This window comes from Streptomyces sp. JLBG701 (genome assembly GCF_058544905.1).
On the sequence record NZ_CM178588.1, the window covers coordinates 8,008,831 to 8,025,761 of the forward strand.

A 16,931-nucleotide genomic window follows, 5' to 3' on the forward strand; every position below is an offset into this window, starting at 1 on the left:
GCGGGGTCCCTGTTAAGCGCCGCGCTCGTCGCCGCGACGGCTGTCCCGTCGTACGCGGAGGACGTGCCGTACACCGAGCGCATCAGCGTCGACGCGAACGGCGGCCAGCTGGCCGACGCGTCGTTCGGGCCGTCCGCCACGGACCGGGGCTTCGTGTTCACCACGAACGCGGCCGTGCACAGCGGGGACACCAACGGCCTGTCCGACGTGTACTACAGCGATCCGGCGGGGATCCACGCGGTCAGCTACGACGCGCTCCCGGGCGACGGCATGGGCGACGGCCGCTCGTACGACCCGACGGGCTGCGCCAACGGCCGTTTCGTCGCCTTCGTCTCGGAGGCCGCCAACCTGACCACCACACCCCGCGACGACCACGAGCCGCAGATCTTCCTGCGCAACCGCAGCGTCGGCAAGATCGGCGCGATTCCGCGGAGCTACCAGGGCGTGCAGTTCACGTCGGTGGGTGAGCCGGCGATCAGCTTCGACTGCCAGTGGGTCGCGTTCGTGGCGACCCTGCCCTCCACGCCCGACCACGTGGAGCAGTCGCGCGTCTACCGCTACCGCGTCTACGACGGCTCGATCGCGCCGGTCAGCCAGCCCTCCGAGGACGGCTCGCGCGCCGCGGGCCGGCCCTCGATCAGCGAGGACGGCCGCCACATCGCGTACCAGTACACGATTCCGCACCCGGGCGGCCCGGCCAACTACAGCGACATCTACGTCCGTGACATGGAGACCGGCGCGCTGGAGAAGGCGTCGGTTGCGCGCGGCGGAGGAGAGGCCAACCGCGAGTCCACCGGCCCGTCGATCAGCGCCGACGGCCGCACCGTCGCCTTCGACTCCTACGCCCCCAACCTGGCGCCCGGCGACACCAACGGCAGCGCCAACGTCTTCGTGCGCGACCTCGACACGGGCCGCACGAAGCTGATCAAGGGGAAGGGCTCCGCGTACTACACGTACGGGGCCTCGCTGAGCGCCGACGGGATCCATGTCGCCTACGAGTCCGGCAGGCTCGGCGACCAGTCCGATCCGGCGAGCGTGTGGCTGACCGACCTGGCCACTTGTACGACATCGCTCGTGAGCGCCGACCTGGCGGGCGGCCGGAACGACTCCTGGGCGGGCAACGCGGCCGTCAACCGGGACGGCACGGCGGTCGCCTTCGACTCGTGGGCGGCCGACCTGGTGCCGGACGACACCAACGGCACGACCGATGTCTTCGTCCGCCACTTCCCGGTGACCGGATGACCGGATCCTGAGACACCCCTGAGCACGGGGGCGGGGTTGTGCCAGACTGCCCCCGTGCTCTCGTTCGCCATGATTATTGGCAGCAGGCGCGCCGGTCCGCAGTGACCGCCACGTACGACCAGGTACGGGCGGCCATCGTCGTCCTCGACCCGCGCGCAGACCTCTCGCACCCGCGAGAGGTTTTTCGCATTTCTGGCCCACCTTCAGCCGGGAGCGCAGCGCGAGGGATCATTGGGGAACGGTGGAGCCGGTCATTCCGGTAAAAGACCGAGATCCAACACAGGAGCCTTGACACCATGACGGAACCCAGCGAACTCGACGATTCGTTCCACGTCTTCGACACGACCCTGCGCGACGGCGCGCAGCGTGAGGGCATCAACCTCACGGTGGCGGACAAGCTGGCCATCGCACGGCACCTGGACGACTTCGGCGTGGGCTTCATCGAGGGCGGCTGGCCCGGTGCCAACCCGCGCGACACCGAGTTCTTCGCCCGCGCCCGGCAGGAGATCGACTTCAAGCACGCCGAGCTGGTGGCCTTCGGCGCCACGCGGCGGGCCGGTGCGAAGGCGGCGGAGGACCCGCAGGTCAAGGCACTCCTGGACTCGGGCGCCCAGGTGATCACGCTGGTCGCGAAGTCCCACGACCGCCACGTCGAGCTGGCGCTGCGCACGACGCTCGACGAGAACCTGGAGATGGTGCGGGACACCGTCGAGTACCTGACCGGCCAGGGTCGCCGCGTCTTCGTCGACTGCGAGCACTTCTTCGACGGCTACCGGGCGAACCCCGAGTACGCGAAGGCCGTCGTGCGTACGGCGTCCGAGGCCGGCGCCTCCGTCGTGATCCTCTGCGACACCAACGGCGGCATGCTGCCCGCGCAGGTCCAGGCCGTCGTGGCGACAGTTCTCGCCGACACCGGCGCCCGCCTCGGCATGCACGCCCAGGACGACACGGGCTGCGCGGTCGCCAACTCCCTCGCCGCGGTCGACGCGGGCGCGACCCACGTCCAGTGCACGGCGAACGGCTACGGCGAGCGCGTCGGCAACGCCAACCTGTTCCCGGTGGTGGCCGCCCTGGAGCTGAAGTACGGCAAGAAGGTGCTGCCCGAGGGCAAGCTCCGCGAGATGACGCGGATCTCGCACGCCATCGCCGAGGTGGTCAACCTGACCCCCTCGACCCACCAGCCCTACGTCGGCGTCTCGGCCTTCGCCCACAAGGCCGGCCTGCACGCCTCCGCGATCAAGGTCGACCCCGACCTGTACCAGCACATCGACCCCGAGCAGGTCGGCAACACCATGCGCATGCTGGTCTCCGACATGGCCGGCCGCGCGTCGATCGAGCTCAAGGGCAAGGAACTGGGCGTCGACCTCGGCGACGACCGCGCGCTGGTCGGCCGCGTCGTCGAGCGGGTCAAGGAGCGCGAGCTCCAGGGCTACACGTACGAGGCGGCGGACGCGAGCTTCGAGCTGCTGCTCCGGGCCGAGGTCGAGGGCAGGGCCCGCAAGTACTTCGAGGTCGAGTCCTGGCGAGCCATCGTCGAGGACCGCCCCGATGGCACCCACGCCAACGAGGCCACGGTCAAGCTCTACGCCAAGGGCGAGCGCATCGTCGCCACGGCGGAGGGCAACGGCCCGGTCAACGCCCTGGACCGAGCCCTCCGCGTCGCCCTGGAAAAGATCTACCCCCAGCTGGCCAAGCTCGACCTCGTCGACTACAAGGTCCGCATCCTGGAGGGCAAGCATGGCACCCAGTCCACGACCCGCGTCCTGATCTCCACGTCCGACGGGGCGGGGGAGTGGTCGACGGTGGGCGTCGCGGAGAACGTCATCGCGGCGAGCTGGCAGGCGCTGGAGGACGCTTACACGTATGGGTTGCTGCGGGCGGGCGTAGAACCTGCCAACTAGGTCTCGGGTGGTTCAGCAGGAGTCCTCGGCGAGCTTCTCGAACTCGCCGAGGCTCATCGCCCGGTCGTCGGCCCAGACCTGGCCGGGCTTCAGGGCGGTGAGATCGGCTGCGCGGAACGTGACGCGGCCGGTGTACTCGTAGTTGAACTCGGCCTTGCCGAAAGCGAGTTCGTACGTGTAGTTCGACATCAGCCGCTGTTGTCCCTCGGGTCGGGCCCGCCAGGCGGACGGCGGTGAGAAGAGCGGGAACTCGGCGTCGGCGCCCTGCCGCTTGCCCGGCACATACCAGCCCGAGAAGTTCCGGTCGGAGTCCGTATCGGCCGGAGCCCCCGTCAGCGCGAGCCCCTGGATCAGATCGTCGCCGCACGGCCGTAGGACCGCCTGCGGCTCGCCGCTCGTATCCAGGCGTACCGCCGCCAGCGGCAGATCCAACCCCCCGCACCCGCTCAGCAGCAGACACCCCGCCACCACACCCGCGACCGCCGCCGCCCTCCGTCGAGCCCGCGCCCGCGTCAGCACGCGTCGTCCACGAGGTCGGCGAAGGCGTCCTGGCTCATCGCACGGCTGTCGGCCCAGACCTGGCCGGGTTTCAGGCGGTTCAGGTCGGTGGTGGTGAAATAGACCACGATGTCGTACGGGGACCAGCCGGAGCGGGGGCCGGTGACGTCGAGGGCGTAGGTGCGGTCGGGCTGCAGCCGCTGCTGCCCGGTCGCCTCCGTGTGCCAGGCGGTGGGCGGCGAGAAGAGCGGGAAGGTAGCCGTGGAGACCTCGACCTTCGCGCTGAAATCCGGCCGCCAGCCGGTCTGCTGGTCGACCGGCTCGCTGGCGCCCGCGTTCCCGGTGGGCCAACTGCTCAGTTGCGCCCGGGAGCCGTGGTCACCGTCGCACAGCCGCACCGTGGCGACCGGTGTGCCGTTCCTGTCCAGCCGGACGGCCGCGAGCGACAGGTCTGCCGGGCTGCACCCGCCGAGCAGCAGACACCCCCCGACCGCACCCACAACCGCCACTACGACACGTTTCATGTCCCGCCCCCCGTCGAGGGCGGGACACGAGCCGCCCTGCTTACTGCAGATGCCACTTCTGGTTGGCGGCCCCCGTGCACGTCCAGATCTGCGCCCGCGCCCCGTTCGCCGATGAATTGCCCGTGACATCCAGGCACTTGTTGGCCGCCGTATTCACGACATCACCGGTGGCCGAGTTGTACGACCACTGTTGCGCGGCGGTTCCATTGCAGTCGTACAACTGCACCTTCGCCCCGTCCGCCGTCGAAGCCGACGTCACGTCAAGGCACTTGCCGAGCGCCCGCACCGTCCCGTCGGTCTGCACGGTCCACTGCTGCGCGGTCGACCCGTTGCAGTCGTAGAGCTGCACGGCCGTGTTGTTGGTGGTCGAACCCCCGGCCACGTCAAGGCACTTGCTCGCGAGTCCGACGAAGGCGCCGGTCTGGCTGCCGCCCCCGGCCTGTGTCCCCGACCAGGTGAACGTGGCGGATGTCTTGCCGGGGAGGGAGTAAGTCGCGTGCTGGCCACCCCAGTTGATGGTGACGGTCTTCGCGGTCGACGCGTCGTTGTAGGCGATCAGCGCCTTGCTGCCGTCCGGGTTGCGCCACGCCACGTTGGGCACGTTGGTGGACGCCGTGGAGGCGATCCGCTGGGCGCCCGGCCGTACGAACTTGGTCAGGTGCCCCATCGTGTAGTACTCGACCGTGTAGTCGACGGTCCCGCTCGCCCCGTCCCCGTTGTGCACGGTGATCAGCCCGGTGCAGGTGCCGCAGCCGCCGTTGTGCGGGCCCATGTTCTGGTCCACGGCCAGCGACCACTTGGTCACCGACTTCGCCCAGTTCCGGGTGTAGTCGATGATGTTGTTCATGTCCTCGCGCTGCTGGTTGGCGATCCAGGTGCCGCCCGAGTGCTCGGTGCCGAACGCGTCCAGCGTCGGGTACTGGTTGTGCACGGAGGTCTGCTTGGCGACGTCACCGCCGTAGCCGTGCCAGGCGATGCCGCCGAAGTTGGGGTGCGAGCGGACGGCCGAGTCGTCGACCGTCTGGGCGGCGTAGGAGTCGTAGACGTCCCAGTTCCAGTCGTGGGCGAGGACTTTGGTGGACAGGCCGGCCGCTTGGAGCTTCGGCAGCAACTCACTCTTGGTGAAGTAGGCAAGGCCGGAGGCGTTCCAGCTCATCGACGGGTAGCCCGAGCAGCAGGTCGGCTCGTTCTGTGCCGTCACGTACGACACCGGCACACCCTGATCCCGGTACGCCTGAAGGTACTTGACGAAGTACGAGGCGTACGCCCCGTAGTACTCCGACTTCAGCCAGCCGCCGTTGAGCGAGCCGCTGTCCTTCATCCAGGCAGGCGCCGTCCACGGCGAGGCCATGACGGTGAGGGACGGGTTGAGCTGGAGGGCCTGCTTGGTCAGCGGGACGACGTCGGCGAGGTCGTGCGCGATGGAGAACGCGGCCAGGTTCGGGTCGGTCTGCCCGGCCGCCACGTCGTCGTACGAGTACCCGTACCGCGCCAGATCCGACGCGCCCATCGGATTGCGCAGGAACGACAGCCCGATCCCGTCCGTCTGCGAGAACAGCTTCGTCATGGTCGCGTTCCGCGTCGCCGCCGACAGCGCCCCACTGCTGTTCATCAGCCAGGCCGCGGTGTCCGTGAAGGACGCTCCGCCGCCGGTGAAGGTCTGATAGCGGGTGTTCTCGTCGACGGTGATGTTCTCACCGCTGCCACCGGCATTGGCCTGGAAGGCAAACGGCGTCTGTGCCTGGAGCCCGCGAACGACATGGCGTCCGGCGCTGTCGTCGGTGGTGGTCAGATACGCGGTGACCTGTTCACCGGCGGCCTGTGCGGGGACGGTGGCCGCGGTGATACCGGCCGTGGAGAGCAGTCCGGCCAGCAGCAGCCGGATCGCGCGGGGGGTTCTCCTCATGGGTTCGTCACCCTTCCTGACGAGACGTTAACTCACGGCGTGAGCTAAGTCGTGAGTGAACCAGAGGGGAGGGGTCAGGTCTAGGCCAAGTGCGGGTGTTTGTGGGTCAGTTGCGGTGATGCAAGCTGCACGAGGCGCCGCGCGGTGACGGGATCACGGCCGTCGGTTGCGGCCCCTGCGCGGACACCGGGTCCAACTGCCAGGCGCGCCGGATCGCGTCGATGACGGGACGCGCGGTGTACGGCGAGAGCGACAGCTCCTGGCGGGCCTCGGCGAGCAGGTCGGGATCGCCGTCCGGGGAACGGGCCTCGGCCAGGCGCCGGTTGAAGTCGGGGCGGCCGAACACGTCGAGCAGGGTGAGGGAGAGGTAGACGTAGGCGGCGGCCTCGTCCACGAGCTGACGTGACTCCTCCGTCAGACCGGCCGTCTCCGGCGCCGCCAGCCGCGCCAGCGCCAGACGCAGTTCGTTCATCGGCTCCGGGCAGGGACAGGCGGCCCGCAGCTGCCGGGTGACGCTCCGGAAGAGCCCCAGGACGTCGGGATCCCCCTCGTGCCACTGCTGCTTGGCCAGGAGGGTCCGGAACCCGGCCAGCGTCTCGTACAGCTCCTCGACGATCAACAGGGCCGACACGTCCGGCAGTTCGGCCTGGGAGGTGACCGACTTGATCTCGACCAGTCGGCGACCGTAGCGGATCAGGTCGCGTGGGATGCCGCCGGAGAGGGCGTGGGCGAGCAGGACGTAGGCGTCACCCATGCCCGGTGCCCGCTTCGCCAGGATCCGCGTCGACTCGGGGAGCGTGCACGGCCGTACGTGGACGACGTCGTCCAGGGAACTGTCCGTAACGTCGCGGTGCGGCAGCCCGCGCCGCACGAAGGCGGCACCCACGTCTTCCGCGACGGAGACGAGGTAGTGCACGTGCGACACCCCGAGGATCGCCTTGATCTCGCCGAGGAAGGCAAGGGCCTGGGAGTCCGTGCCGAGGCGGTCGAGTTCGTCGATGACGATCACAACGCGGTGATCGTGGCTGTGCTCGTCGAGGGCGATTCGGGTGAGCAGCCCTCTGAACTCGGCGACCAGGACAGGGTAGTTCGGTGGCACGGTGGTCAGTGCGCTGGTGTGCGAGGTGCCGAGAGTGAGGACCTGGGAAGCGCCGGAGGTGAGGGCGGCGCTGGAACTCTGGACGGTCTGGAGGCGGTAGAGGTGGTCGCGGCAGGCGACGACGAGCTGCGGGGTGGGCCGCAGGAACGACCACGGTTGGCTGACGAGGGTGCTGAGCAGCCAGGCGAGCAAGACCGCGAGGATGCGGGCCGGGTGATCGTCGTCGGTCAGTAGAGGCCGGGTGGATCCGTCGACGGCGACCTCTGTGAGGAGCGCGAGCAAGAGCACCAGGGCGGGCGGGCCGAAGAGCCGCCTCTTCGTCACCGACCGTCCCAGGACGCGGACTTCGTCGCTCGGCGAGGTGCCGGCGTACAGGACGAAGCACGTCAACCAGGCCAGGGCCGTCGCGATCGCCCAGGGGTTGACCAGGGCGCCGATGGACTTGCCCAGGTCGGAGTCCTCGAAGAGCGAGATGGCCAGGCCGAGGCCGAGGCCGAAGTTGGCCATGCTCCTCAAGCTGTCGGCGCCACGCTTCAGTTGACGGGACAGCGACGGATAGGGGCGCCAACGCCACAACAGGATCCCGGCGACCGCGAGTGTCACTGCGGCCTCCGGCGCCCGGCCCTCGACGACATCGGAGACGAAGGAGGCGACCTCGTCCCGCAGGGAGGCGAGATGGCGTCGCAGCCAGGGCGCGTGCTCCTCCTCCAGGGAACGTCCGGCGGCGAACACGCCGAGGCCGACGAGCACGGCGGCAGGCAGTGCGAGGGCGAGCCACTGTGCCAGGCGCCGGAGCGGCCGGGACATCAGACGGGCGGTTCTGCGGAGGTACGACAGCCGTACGAAATCCGGAGCGGCGTGGCCCGCTCTCGTGACGTAGGTCTGGCACACGAGGACGAACAGCGAGATCAGGAAGTCGTGCGGGGCGTAGGTCGCGGGAGCGTGCGCGAAGACGGAGAAGTCTCCAGGGCGCACGCAGTTTTCCATGAGCGTCGTCTTGCCCACTCCGCGCGGCCCGCTCAGGGCTATGGTGCCGCCCTCCAACTGGGCCATTCTCCGCTGCAGTTCGTCTGCGGAGCCGTTCTTCACGAAGTACGAGATCTGCCGCGGGGAGCGCAGCCCTTCGTGGCTGCTGGTCACCAGGAGGGTGCCGCGATCGTCGCCGAGCAACTCCTCGACGGCCCGCGCGACCTCCTCGGCGAGCCCACGGCGCTGCAACTCGCTGATCCAGCGTGCGGCGATCACCTGCTCCAGGAACCACAGCGGGAACGCGAGGCAGGCCAGCAGGGTGATGCGGATCGCGGAGCGCGGATTCGGTCGTGGAGCCCGGTCCGGCAGGGTGCGCAGGATCCGCCGGGCCCGGGAAAGCAACGGGACACCGACGATCAGGCAGAGCGCGACGGCGGCCACCTCCGGAACCCACGAGGCAGCGAAGAGCATGCTGAACATGATCACCAGGAAGCCGCAGCCCGCTCCTCCTTGCCAGACTTGGTAGTTCTCGGACTCCCGTAGCGCAGGCAGCGACTCAGACGTCGGCATCACCCAGCGGTAGGGCCCGTTTACCCGGCAGATCCAGTGATGCAGGCGGTGCGGAAGAGACCGGGGAGGCGTCTCCACCAGCCGGTCGACGTACGGGGCCGCGCACATCGCCTCCACCACAGCGGCCGGGGTGACGGTGGGCCGCCGCTCCAGCAGTTCACGCGGCCGGTCGTCCGTGAGGCAGATCAGGACGGCCCGCCGGTAGGCGCCCTGCTCCCCGTCAGCCCACTCGTATCCCCCGTCGGCCATTTACTCCCCTAGTCGCGCTCGCCCTGCCGCGCGAGCGCGAGGAACGCGGTCCAAGTGCCGGGGGCGACAGTGAAGATGGGGCCGGTGTTCTTGGAGTCACGGATGTGGATCGCGGCGGGGTGGGTGGCGACCTCGACGCAGTCGCCGCCCTGGCTGCCGCTGTGGCTGGACTTGCGCCAACTGTGAGCGACCTCGATGCAGTCGCCGCCCTCGCTGCCGCTGTAGCTGGACTTGAACCACTGAAGTGCGGTGCTCATCGGTCTCCTAGCAATCCGTGCAAGTAACGCACGCTCTCGTCGGGCGAGAGGGCCTGTGACCGCAGCATTCCATACTTGTGGTGATAGTCGCTGACCTCGTCGGGATCGTCGACAAGGAAGCTGACGCGCTGGACTTCCAGGTAAGCCAGGCGCTCGTGTTCGGGCGTCTCCAGCAGCACCATGGGCCCATCGAGACCGGCATGCGGTGCCCGATCCATCGGCATGATCTGAAAGCTCATGTGGACGGGCTCGGTGTACTCCAGAATCTGGCGGAACTGCCCCCGCATCACCTCCGAACCGCCGACCTCCCGCCGCAGGATGCTCTCCTCCATGATGAAGTGGCATACGGGAGGCCGCTCCCGATCCAGGACCAACTGCCGCTCCATGCGGGCGTTCACCCACTGCTCGGCCGTCTCGCTGCCGATGGCCGGGTACCGGTAGTCGAAGACGGCGCGGCAGTAGTCGCGGGTCTGGAGCAGTCCAGGAATCGCCAGGCTCTGGTACGACAGGATCCCCACTGCCTCCTGCTCGTGATCCACCAACCCCTGCGCGAACTGCACCACCTTCTCCCGCACAGGCATCTCGGCCACCAGGATGCCCAACGCCCCACCGGTCCCCAGCAGTTGATCGAACTGATCCGCCCGATCCGGTTGAAGCGCCATCCTCCCCTGCTCGATCGACCCCACCGTATCCACGCTGATGCTCGCCATCTCGGCGAACTGCTCCTGGGTCAACCGGGCCCGCTTCCGGAAGTGCGCCACCAGCGCCCCCACCGCGCGCCACGAACTGACCTTCCTGGGCTTCTTGGCCGTGTGCATGGCGTTCCCTTTCCCCCGTCCACGCCGCAACTCCTCGTAGTGAGGTCGTAGTAATCAGAACTACGACCTCACCCACTGCCCCACACTAGTGACTCCCTGTGACAGTCGCCCCATGAACGCCCCACCCCAACCCCTCCGCACCCGCACCGCCCTCTACCCCCGCGACCGCAGGTCGGTCCGCGCGGCCCGAGACCTCACCCGCACCACCCTCACCGAGTGGGGGCTGACAGAGCGCGGCGACGACGTTCTGCTCTGCGTGAGTGAACTCGCCACCAACGCCCTCCTGTACGGCGTCCCGCCGAACCGCTGCTTTCGTCTCAGCCTCACCCTCGCCGCCGACGGAGTCCTCCTCGTCGAGGTGCATGACAGCGGCCCGGGCGAACTCAGAACTCCGGAGCCGGCGTCGGCGTCGGACGACGAACACGGGCGCGGGCTGCTGCTCGTGGCCGCGCTGGCCGACAAGTGGGGCGTGCGGGAACGGGATCCGGGAAAAGTCGTGTGGTGTGAGTTCGGGGTTGCCGGGTGTCTTGACGGCCCTGTGAGCCACCAGTTAACTCACGGCGTGAGGTAAGTCACTTGTGGAATTCGAGAGCCAAGTCCGAGAGCCAAGGGGGAAGTTCCATGCGAAGAACCGCCCTGCTCGCCTCCGCCACACTGCTGGCGGCGTTGCTCCCACTGGTGTCCGCCCAGGCCGCCGACGATCCCGCGCCCGTCCCCGTCGACCGCTTCGAGGGTGAGGTGCCTTTCGCGAGTCAGCCCGCCGAGGGCATCTTCACCTGGGGCAGCGACAGCGACGACCCGCCCGCACTCCAGCTGACCGGCCGGACCGACGCCCCCGAGGGCGAGAAGGTCCTCACCGGCACCTACGACATCAGCGGCTACGGCGGCTTCACGCACGACTTCGCCGCGACCGAACCCGGCCACGACTGGTCCGCCCACCAGGGCATCCGCTTCTGGTGGGAGGGTCAGAACAACGGCAAGCGGATCGCCTTCGAGATCAAGGACGGCGGCGCCCATGGCGAGGCCTCCGAGCTGTGGACGACCTCCTTCGTGGACGACTTCGCGGGCTGGAAGCAGATCGAGATCCCGTTCACGGACTTCGCGTACCGCACCGACTACCAGCCCGTCGGCGGCATCGACCACATCCTCGGACTGACCCAGATGTGGGGCTACGCCCTCACCCTCCCGGTCGGCGCCCCCGGCCAATTCGCCATGGACGACGTCGAGTTGTACGGCAAGGCCGACCAGTCGCTGCGCGCGAGCGTCACGACCGACGCCGCCGTCTACCCGGTCGACGAGGGCGGCGCGGCCGCCGTCAAGGTCACCGTCGCCACCACCGGCTCCGTCCCCCTCGACGACCCGGTGACCGTCACCTACGAGAGCGCGGGCGGCACCGCCGAGGCGGGCAAGGACTACACCCCCGTCTCCGGCACCCTCACCTTCCCGGCCGGCACCGCCTCCGGTGCCACGCAGACCGTCAAGGTCGCGACCCTCAAGGACCGGTCCGCCGAATCCGCCGAGAGCATCCCGCTCAAGCTCACCGTGACCGGCGCCAAGGCCCCCGTGGAAACCCCGCAGGTGGTCATCGACGCGCACGGACTGTCGTATCTGAACAGCAAGTTGCCCGTGAAGCAGCGCGTCGCGGATCTCCTCTCCCGGATGTCCCTCGCGGAGAAGGCCGGTCAGATGACCCAGGCCGAGCGTGGCGCGGTGGGGGAGGGGGCGGACGTAGCCGCCTACGACCTCGGCTCGCTGCTCTCCGGCGGCGGCTCCACTCCGACGCCCAACACCGCCGCGGCCTGGGCGAAGATGATCGACGCCTTCCAACTCCGGGCGCAGGCAACGCGGTTCCAGATCCCGCTGATCTACGGCGTCGACGCCGTCCACGGCCACAACAACCTGGTCGGCGCCACCGTCATGCCCCACAACATCGGCCTCGGAGCGACCCGGGACCCCGAACTCGTGCAGGACACCGGCTCGGTGACCGCCGCCGAGGTCCGATCGACCGGCATCCCCTGGGACTTCGCCCCCTGCCTCTGTGTCACCCGTGACGAACGCTGGGGCCGCTCGTACGAGTCCTTCGGTGAGGACCCGGCCCTCGTCGAGTCCATGGAGACGATCATCCAGGGCCTCCAAGGGGCAAGGAACGGCAAGGACTTGAAGGACGACGACAAGGTCCTCGCCACCGCCAAGCACTTCGTCGGCGACGGCGGCACCGCGTACGGCTCCTCCACCACCGGTTCGTACACCATCGACCAGGGCGTCACCACGGTCACCCGCCAACAGTTGGAGGCCGTCCATCTGGCCCCCTACCAGGACGCCGTGGACCGCGGAGTCGGCACGGTCATGCCGTCGTACTCCTCCCTCGACATCGTCGGCGACGGCCTGGGCCCGGTGAAGATGCACGCCCGCGCCGACATGATCAACGGCGTGCTCAAGGGCCGTATGGACTTCGACGGCTTCGTCATCAGCGACTGGAACGGCATCGACCAGATACCCGGCGACTACGCGAGTGACGTCCGTACGTCGGTCAACGCGGGCGTCGACATGGTCATGGCCCCCTACTCCTACAAGGACTTCCACTCCGCGCTCATCGCCGAGGTCGAGGCCGGGCGCGTCAGCGAGCAGCGCGTCGACGACGCCGTATCCCGCATCCTCACGCAGAAGTTCAAACTGGGGCTGTTCGAGAAACCGTACGCCGACACCAGCGGCGCCTCGGAGATCGGTTCCGCCGAACACCGGGCCGTTGCCCGCAAGGCCGCCGCCGAATCGCAGGTGCTGCTGAAGAACTCCGGCGCCGTCCTGCCGCTGAAGAAGTCCCAGAAGGTCTACGTCGCCGGTTCCAACGCCGACGACATCGGCAACCAGACCGGCGGCTGGACCGTCACCTGGCAGGGCTCGTCCGGCGACATCGTCCCCGGCACGACCATCCTGGAGGGCATGCGGAACGCCGGCGGTGACGTCACCTACTCCAAGGACGCGTCGGCGCCGACCGACGGCTACGACGTGGGCGTCGTGGTCGTCGGCGAGACCCCGTACGCCGAGGGCGTCGGCGACGTCGGCAACGGCAGCGATCTGGAGCTGACCGCCGCCGACCAGGCAGCCGTCGACAAGGTGTGCGCGGCCATGAAGTGCACGGTGCTGATCGTCTCCGGGCGCCCCCAGCTCATCGGCGACCGGCTCGGCGACATCGACGCCCTCGTCGCGTCCTGGCTGCCGGGCACGGAGGGCGACGGCGTGGCCGACGTCCTCTACGGCAGGCGCGCCTTCACCGGCCAACTCCCGGTCACCTGGCCGAAGTCGGAGGCCCAGCTGCCGATCAACGTCGGAGACGCGACGTACGATCCGCAATTCCCGTACGGCTGGGGCCTGACGACACTGAAGAAGGTTCCGGACGGGGGTATCGGGACTCTGAAGGTGCTGGCGGCGGCAGCAGCGGTGGCCGAGCGGACCGGTGCCGAGGAGGCGGGCGGCGCGCTCGTCGCCAAGGCCCGGCTGATCGTCCAGCAGCGGATCGGGCTGACCGGCATCACGCCGGCCGTCTCGAAACCTTTCGCCGACGCGGATCATCTTCTGCTGACCGGGCGGTACGGTGCGGCGGTGGAAAAGCTGACGGCGGCCTACAGGGCGGCCTGAGGCAACGGATCCGGTGGGAGGTGCCTGGCGCGGCCTGCACCTCCCACCGGATCCACCCCTCGTCCACTCCCTCATCAGCATCAATGACCCATTGGGTGGGCTTTCGGGTAGTTTCGAAGTATGAAGGTCGCCGTATTCCGATGGCTTCCCGGACTGCTGGCCGCGCTGCTGCTCGCCATGGCTTCGGTCCTGCTGGTCGGCGCCCCGCGCGCCTCCGCCGAGACGAGCGTCTCCACCGTCGCCGAAGCGCTCCGCGAGAGCCCCGTCTACGTCGACCCGGCCGCCTCCGCTCAGCTCTCGACGGCCGAGGCCGACGACCTCGCGAAGAAGATCAAGGACGCGGACAAGGCACTCTTCGTGGCCGTGCTCCCCGCGGACTACCCGACGCAGGACCTGCTCCAGAACCTGCGCACCGCGACCGGCGTCACAGGCCTGTACGCGGTCCGTGTCGGCGACCGTTTCGACGCGGGCGCCGACTCCTCGGTCCTGCCCCGCGATGCCGTGCAGAACCTCGTGACCAGCGTGGAGGGCGAGGCCACTGGGACCCAACTAGCCGACTTCACCGACCGCGCCCTGGCCAAAATGGGCGGCTCGGCGCCGGCCAGCTGGGGCTCCTCGGATGACGGCGGCGGGGTGTCGGCCGCCGCGCTGATCACGGTCGGCGCGGTCGTCGTGGCCGGCAGCGCCGGCGTGTACACGCTCGTCCGCCGCAACCGCCGGCGCCACGAGGAGGAGCAGCGGGCCGCGCTGGAGAAGCTGCGGGTGGTCGTCGACGAGGACATCACCGCGTTCGGCGAGGAACTGGACCGGCTCGACTTCCACCCGGCGGAGCCAGGCGCGGACGACGCCATGCGCGCGGACTACGAGCGTGCGCTGGACGCCTACGAGAAGGCGAAGACGTACATGGCGGAGGCGGCGAAACCGGAGGACGTCCGGGCCGTGACTCAGGCCCTGGAGGACGGCCGTTTCTCGCTCGCCCAGCTGGCCGCCCGCCGCGAGAGCCGCCCGCTGCCCGAACGCCGGGCCCCCTGCTTCTTCGACCCCCGCCACGGCCCGTCCGTGGCCGACGCCATGTGGACCCCGTCCGGCGGCGCGCCCCGAGAGGTCCCGGTCTGCGCGGCCGACGGTGCCCGGCTGTCCGACGGCCGCGACCCGATGATCCGCGAGGTGGACACGGCCTCCGGCCGCCGCCCGTACTGGGACGCGGGCCCGGCCTACGGCCCCTGGGCGGGCGGCTACTTCGGCGGCGGTATCCTGCCCGGCCTGCTCCTCGGCACGGTCCTAGGCAGCATGATGGCCACCCCCTCCTACGCCGCCGACTACGGCTCCGGCTACGGCGACTTCGGCTCCAGCGGCTACGAGGGCGGCGACGTCTCGGGCGCGGACTTCGACTCGGGGGACTTCGGGGGCGGAGGGGACTTCGGTGGGGGTGGGGACTTCGGCGGTGGGTTCTGAGGACCTGTGTTCTTCGCCCCCGCGGCTCTGCCCCCTGGACCCCCGCTCCTCAAACGCCGGAGGGGCTGAAATACCCAGCCCGTCCGGCGTTTGAGGACGAGGCCCGTTCAGGGCCGAAAGGGGGGTCTGGGGGCGCAGCCCCCAGGGATGGGACGGGTAGGGGCGGCGGGGGCGAAAACACGGGCCCGGCGCCACGGCGGCACCGGACCCGTCGTACAGAACAACCCGCGTCAGAGCCCGGCCGCAGCCGAAGCAATCGCCGACGCGAACGTCGAGACCTCCGAGTACACGCCAGGCGCATTCGCCCGTGCGCACCCGATGCCCCAGCTGACGATCCCGACCTGGATCCACGCGTTCGCGCTGTCCCGCCGGAACATCGGACCACCGGAGTCACCCTGGCAGGTGTCGACGCCACCGGCCGCGTACCCGGCGCAGATCTCATCGCTGGCGACAAGCCCGCTGTACCCGCTGTAGGACCGGCAGGTCGCGTCACTGACGAACGGCACGGTCGCCTTGAGCAGATACCGCTGCTGGGCCCCGCCCTCGGAGGCCGACCCCCACCCGGCGATGGTGAAGGTCCCGGTGTTGTACTGCGTGGTCGTGGCGATCTTCAGCGTAGGCAGGTTGATCGGCGAGGCGAGCTTGATGAGCGCCCAGTCCTTGCCGTTGCCGTTGTAGCCAGGCGCCCGGTACACGTACGTGGACTTGACCTGGACCCGCCCGGTGGTGGACTGGAGGTCCACGACACCGGCGGTGGCGGTGATGCTGGTGTTGGCACCGGTACCGCTCACACAGTGCGCGGCGGTGAGCACGATCTGCTGGGTGTAGAGCGCGCCGCCACAGCCCATGGAGAGCCGCACCATGAACGGGAACTCGCCCTGCGCGGCACGGGTCCCACCGACGACGGGCTGCGGAGCGGCCTGCGCGGCGGAGACGGGCTGAAGGCTGACGACCGCGAGGGTGGCCGCCGCGGCGACCGCGCATCTCTTGAGCGCCTTGAGGAATGACTTCAACGTGTTGCCTTCCGTGGGGGGTTGACAGGAAAACGACAGAAACTGTCAGGCTCATGCCAAGGCAAACCAAAGAACCGTCCATTTGCTGGCATGGACCGGTCAATTCTGTTGCTGGATTATGAGAACGCTGTGAGGCGGCACACAAGGGGTGTAATCCGGCCAGTCGCGAATGGGCCGTTCGTCGGATACCCGTCGGCTCACCCGCACTCCTACGCTTCCGCCATGCTCACCCCACCGGCCGGGGGCGACGAGGACGACAAGGACGCCGCCGAGATCCTGGGCGAGGACCGACCCCTGCTCCGGGACCGCTGGCAGGCGCTGTCACGCCGCGCCCGGCTCGCAACCGCCGTCTCGACATCCCTGGTCGTCCTCATCGCGGTCGCGGGCTACGTCCTCACCCACCGCCCCCCGCCCCCACCACCCGACCCGGTCGCCGCCACCACCGTCCGCATCACGGACGTGGAGATGCCGCACCGCTACCGCCCGGACTTCGGCGTCACCCTCCGCGTGGTGGCCGCGTCCCGCGTCACGTTCACGGGGTTGAAGGACGGCTACGCCAACCTGTTCGTGTTCGACCTGCCCGCACCCGGCGCCGCACTCCTCCCCGGCCGAGCCCGCACCCTGCACGCCCGCCTCGACGTCTTCTGCCAGACGCCCCTCCCACGACGCGGAACACCCCTGCTGTTCGTGGCCGTGCGCAACGCCCGCGGCGAGGGCCGCGCCCCGGCCGTACCCACCGCCGCCCAGTTCGACAGCATCAGCCGCGCGGTGCGCCTGGCCTGCGCGAACTGACC

General features: G+C 69.4%; 13 protein-coding genes. 6 read left to right on the forward strand and 7 right to left on the reverse strand.

The features are described from left to right. Positions 1-63 precede the first annotated feature (63 nt). Positions 64-1,242, forward strand: a complete 1,179-nt coding sequence (locus AC5DRG_RS37085) for a hypothetical protein (RefSeq protein ID WP_491804057.1) — start codon at positions 64-66, stop codon at positions 1,240-1,242. Positions 1,243-1,538: 296 nt separating this feature from the next. Beyond that, complete coding sequence (gene cimA / locus AC5DRG_RS37090; protein ID WP_491804058.1) at positions 1,539-3,143, forward strand: citramalate synthase; 1,605 nt, start codon at positions 1,539-1,541, stop codon at positions 3,141-3,143. 12 nt (positions 3,144-3,155) lie between these two features. On the opposite strand, the gene AC5DRG_RS37095 is transcribed toward cimA, so the two are convergent. From AC5DRG_RS37095 to AC5DRG_RS37120, 6 genes are all read right to left on the reverse strand, one after another. Further along, positions 3,156-3,662: a hypothetical protein gene (locus AC5DRG_RS37095; protein WP_491804059.1), complete on the reverse strand. Its 507-nt coding sequence runs from the start codon at positions 3,660-3,662 to the stop codon at positions 3,156-3,158. After that, positions 3,656-4,165: a hypothetical protein gene (locus AC5DRG_RS37100; RefSeq protein WP_491804060.1), complete on the reverse strand. Its 510-nt coding sequence runs from the start codon at positions 4,163-4,165 to the stop codon at positions 3,656-3,658. The genes AC5DRG_RS37095 and AC5DRG_RS37100 overlap by 7 nt, the downstream gene beginning before the upstream one ends. Positions 4,166-4,205: 40 nt before the next feature. Continuing rightward, a complete protein-coding gene (locus tag AC5DRG_RS37105; protein ID WP_491804062.1) occupies positions 4,206-6,071 on the reverse strand; it encodes a ricin-type beta-trefoil lectin domain protein in 1,866 nt (621 codons plus the stop codon). A gap of 106 nt (positions 6,072-6,177) precedes the next feature. Then, entirely contained in the window at positions 6,178-8,958 is a 2,781-nt protein-coding gene (locus AC5DRG_RS37110) for a hypothetical protein (protein ID WP_491804064.1), read from the reverse strand. An 8-nt stretch (positions 8,959-8,966) separates the two neighbouring features. Continuing rightward, entirely contained in the window at positions 8,967-9,215 is a 249-nt protein-coding gene (locus tag AC5DRG_RS37115) for a DUF397 domain-containing protein (protein ID WP_491804065.1), read from the reverse strand. Continuing rightward, on the reverse strand, positions 9,212-10,033 hold the full coding sequence (locus tag AC5DRG_RS37120; RefSeq protein ID WP_491804066.1) for a helix-turn-helix domain-containing protein: 822 nt from the start codon (positions 10,031-10,033) through the stop codon (positions 9,212-9,214). Before AC5DRG_RS37120 ends, AC5DRG_RS37115 begins: the two co-directional genes overlap by 4 nt. Positions 10,034-10,145: 112 nt before the next feature. Between AC5DRG_RS37120 and AC5DRG_RS37125 the strand changes: the two genes are divergently transcribed. The 3 genes from AC5DRG_RS37125 to AC5DRG_RS37135 all read left to right on the forward strand — a co-directional run bounded on the left by AC5DRG_RS37125 (position 10,146) and on the right by AC5DRG_RS37135 (position 15,124). Beyond that, a complete protein-coding gene (locus AC5DRG_RS37125; RefSeq protein WP_491804067.1) occupies positions 10,146-10,604 on the forward strand; it encodes an ATP-binding protein in 459 nt (152 codons plus the stop codon). Between the two features lie 50 nt (positions 10,605-10,654). After that, positions 10,655-13,669 carry a glycoside hydrolase family 3 protein gene (locus AC5DRG_RS37130; RefSeq protein WP_491804068.1) on the forward strand — a complete coding sequence of 1,005 codons (3,015 nt, stop codon included), beginning with the start codon at positions 10,655-10,657 and terminating at the stop codon, positions 13,667-13,669. A gap of 120 nt (positions 13,670-13,789) precedes the next feature. Then, positions 13,790-15,124 (forward strand): hypothetical protein, encoded by a 1,335-nt coding sequence (locus AC5DRG_RS37135; RefSeq protein ID WP_491804070.1) that lies wholly within the window; start codon positions 13,790-13,792, stop codon positions 15,122-15,124. Between the two features lie 230 nt (positions 15,125-15,354). Here AC5DRG_RS37135 and AC5DRG_RS37140 read toward each other — a convergent pair whose 3' ends face one another. After that, positions 15,355-16,137, reverse strand: coding sequence for a serine protease (locus AC5DRG_RS37140; RefSeq protein ID WP_491804071.1), 783 nt, complete (start codon positions 16,135-16,137; stop codon positions 15,355-15,357). Positions 16,138-16,359: 222 nt separating this feature from the next. Here AC5DRG_RS37140 and AC5DRG_RS37145 point away from each other — a divergent pair, with 222 nt between their 5' ends. Beyond that, complete coding sequence (locus AC5DRG_RS37145; RefSeq protein ID WP_491804073.1) at positions 16,360-16,929, forward strand: hypothetical protein; 570 nt, start codon at positions 16,360-16,362, stop codon at positions 16,927-16,929. Positions 16,930-16,931: the final 2 nt, after the last annotated feature.

Excerpts from the sequence above, each read along its gene's own strand:
- cimA (WP_491804058.1), top strand. The coding sequence starts at position 1,539 with ATGACGGAACCCAGCGAACTCGACGATTCGTTCCACGTCTTCGACACG.
- AC5DRG_RS37100 (WP_491804060.1), bottom strand. The coding sequence starts at position 4,165 with ATGAAACGTGTCGTAGTGGCGGTTGTGGGTGCGGTCGGGGGGTGTCTG.
- AC5DRG_RS37105 (WP_491804062.1), bottom strand. The coding sequence starts at position 6,071 with ATGAGGAGAACCCCCCGCGCGATCCGGCTGCTGCTGGCCGGACTGCTC.
- AC5DRG_RS37110 (WP_491804064.1), bottom strand. The coding sequence starts at position 8,958 with ATGGCCGACGGGGGATACGAGTGGGCTGACGGGGAGCAGGGCGCCTAC.
- AC5DRG_RS37115 (WP_491804065.1), bottom strand. The coding sequence starts at position 9,215 with ATGAGCACCGCACTTCAGTGGTTCAAGTCCAGCTACAGCGGCAGCGAG.
- AC5DRG_RS37120 (WP_491804066.1), bottom strand. The coding sequence starts at position 10,033 with ATGCACACGGCCAAGAAGCCCAGGAAGGTCAGTTCGTGGCGCGCGGTG.
- AC5DRG_RS37125 (WP_491804067.1), top strand. The coding sequence starts at position 10,146 with ATGAACGCCCCACCCCAACCCCTCCGCACCCGCACCGCCCTCTACCCC.
- AC5DRG_RS37130 (WP_491804068.1), top strand. The coding sequence starts at position 10,655 with ATGCGAAGAACCGCCCTGCTCGCCTCCGCCACACTGCTGGCGGCGTTG.
- AC5DRG_RS37135 (WP_491804070.1), top strand. The coding sequence starts at position 13,790 with ATGAAGGTCGCCGTATTCCGATGGCTTCCCGGACTGCTGGCCGCGCTG.
- AC5DRG_RS37145 (WP_491804073.1), top strand. The coding sequence starts at position 16,360 with ATGCTCACCCCACCGGCCGGGGGCGACGAGGACGACAAGGACGCCGCC.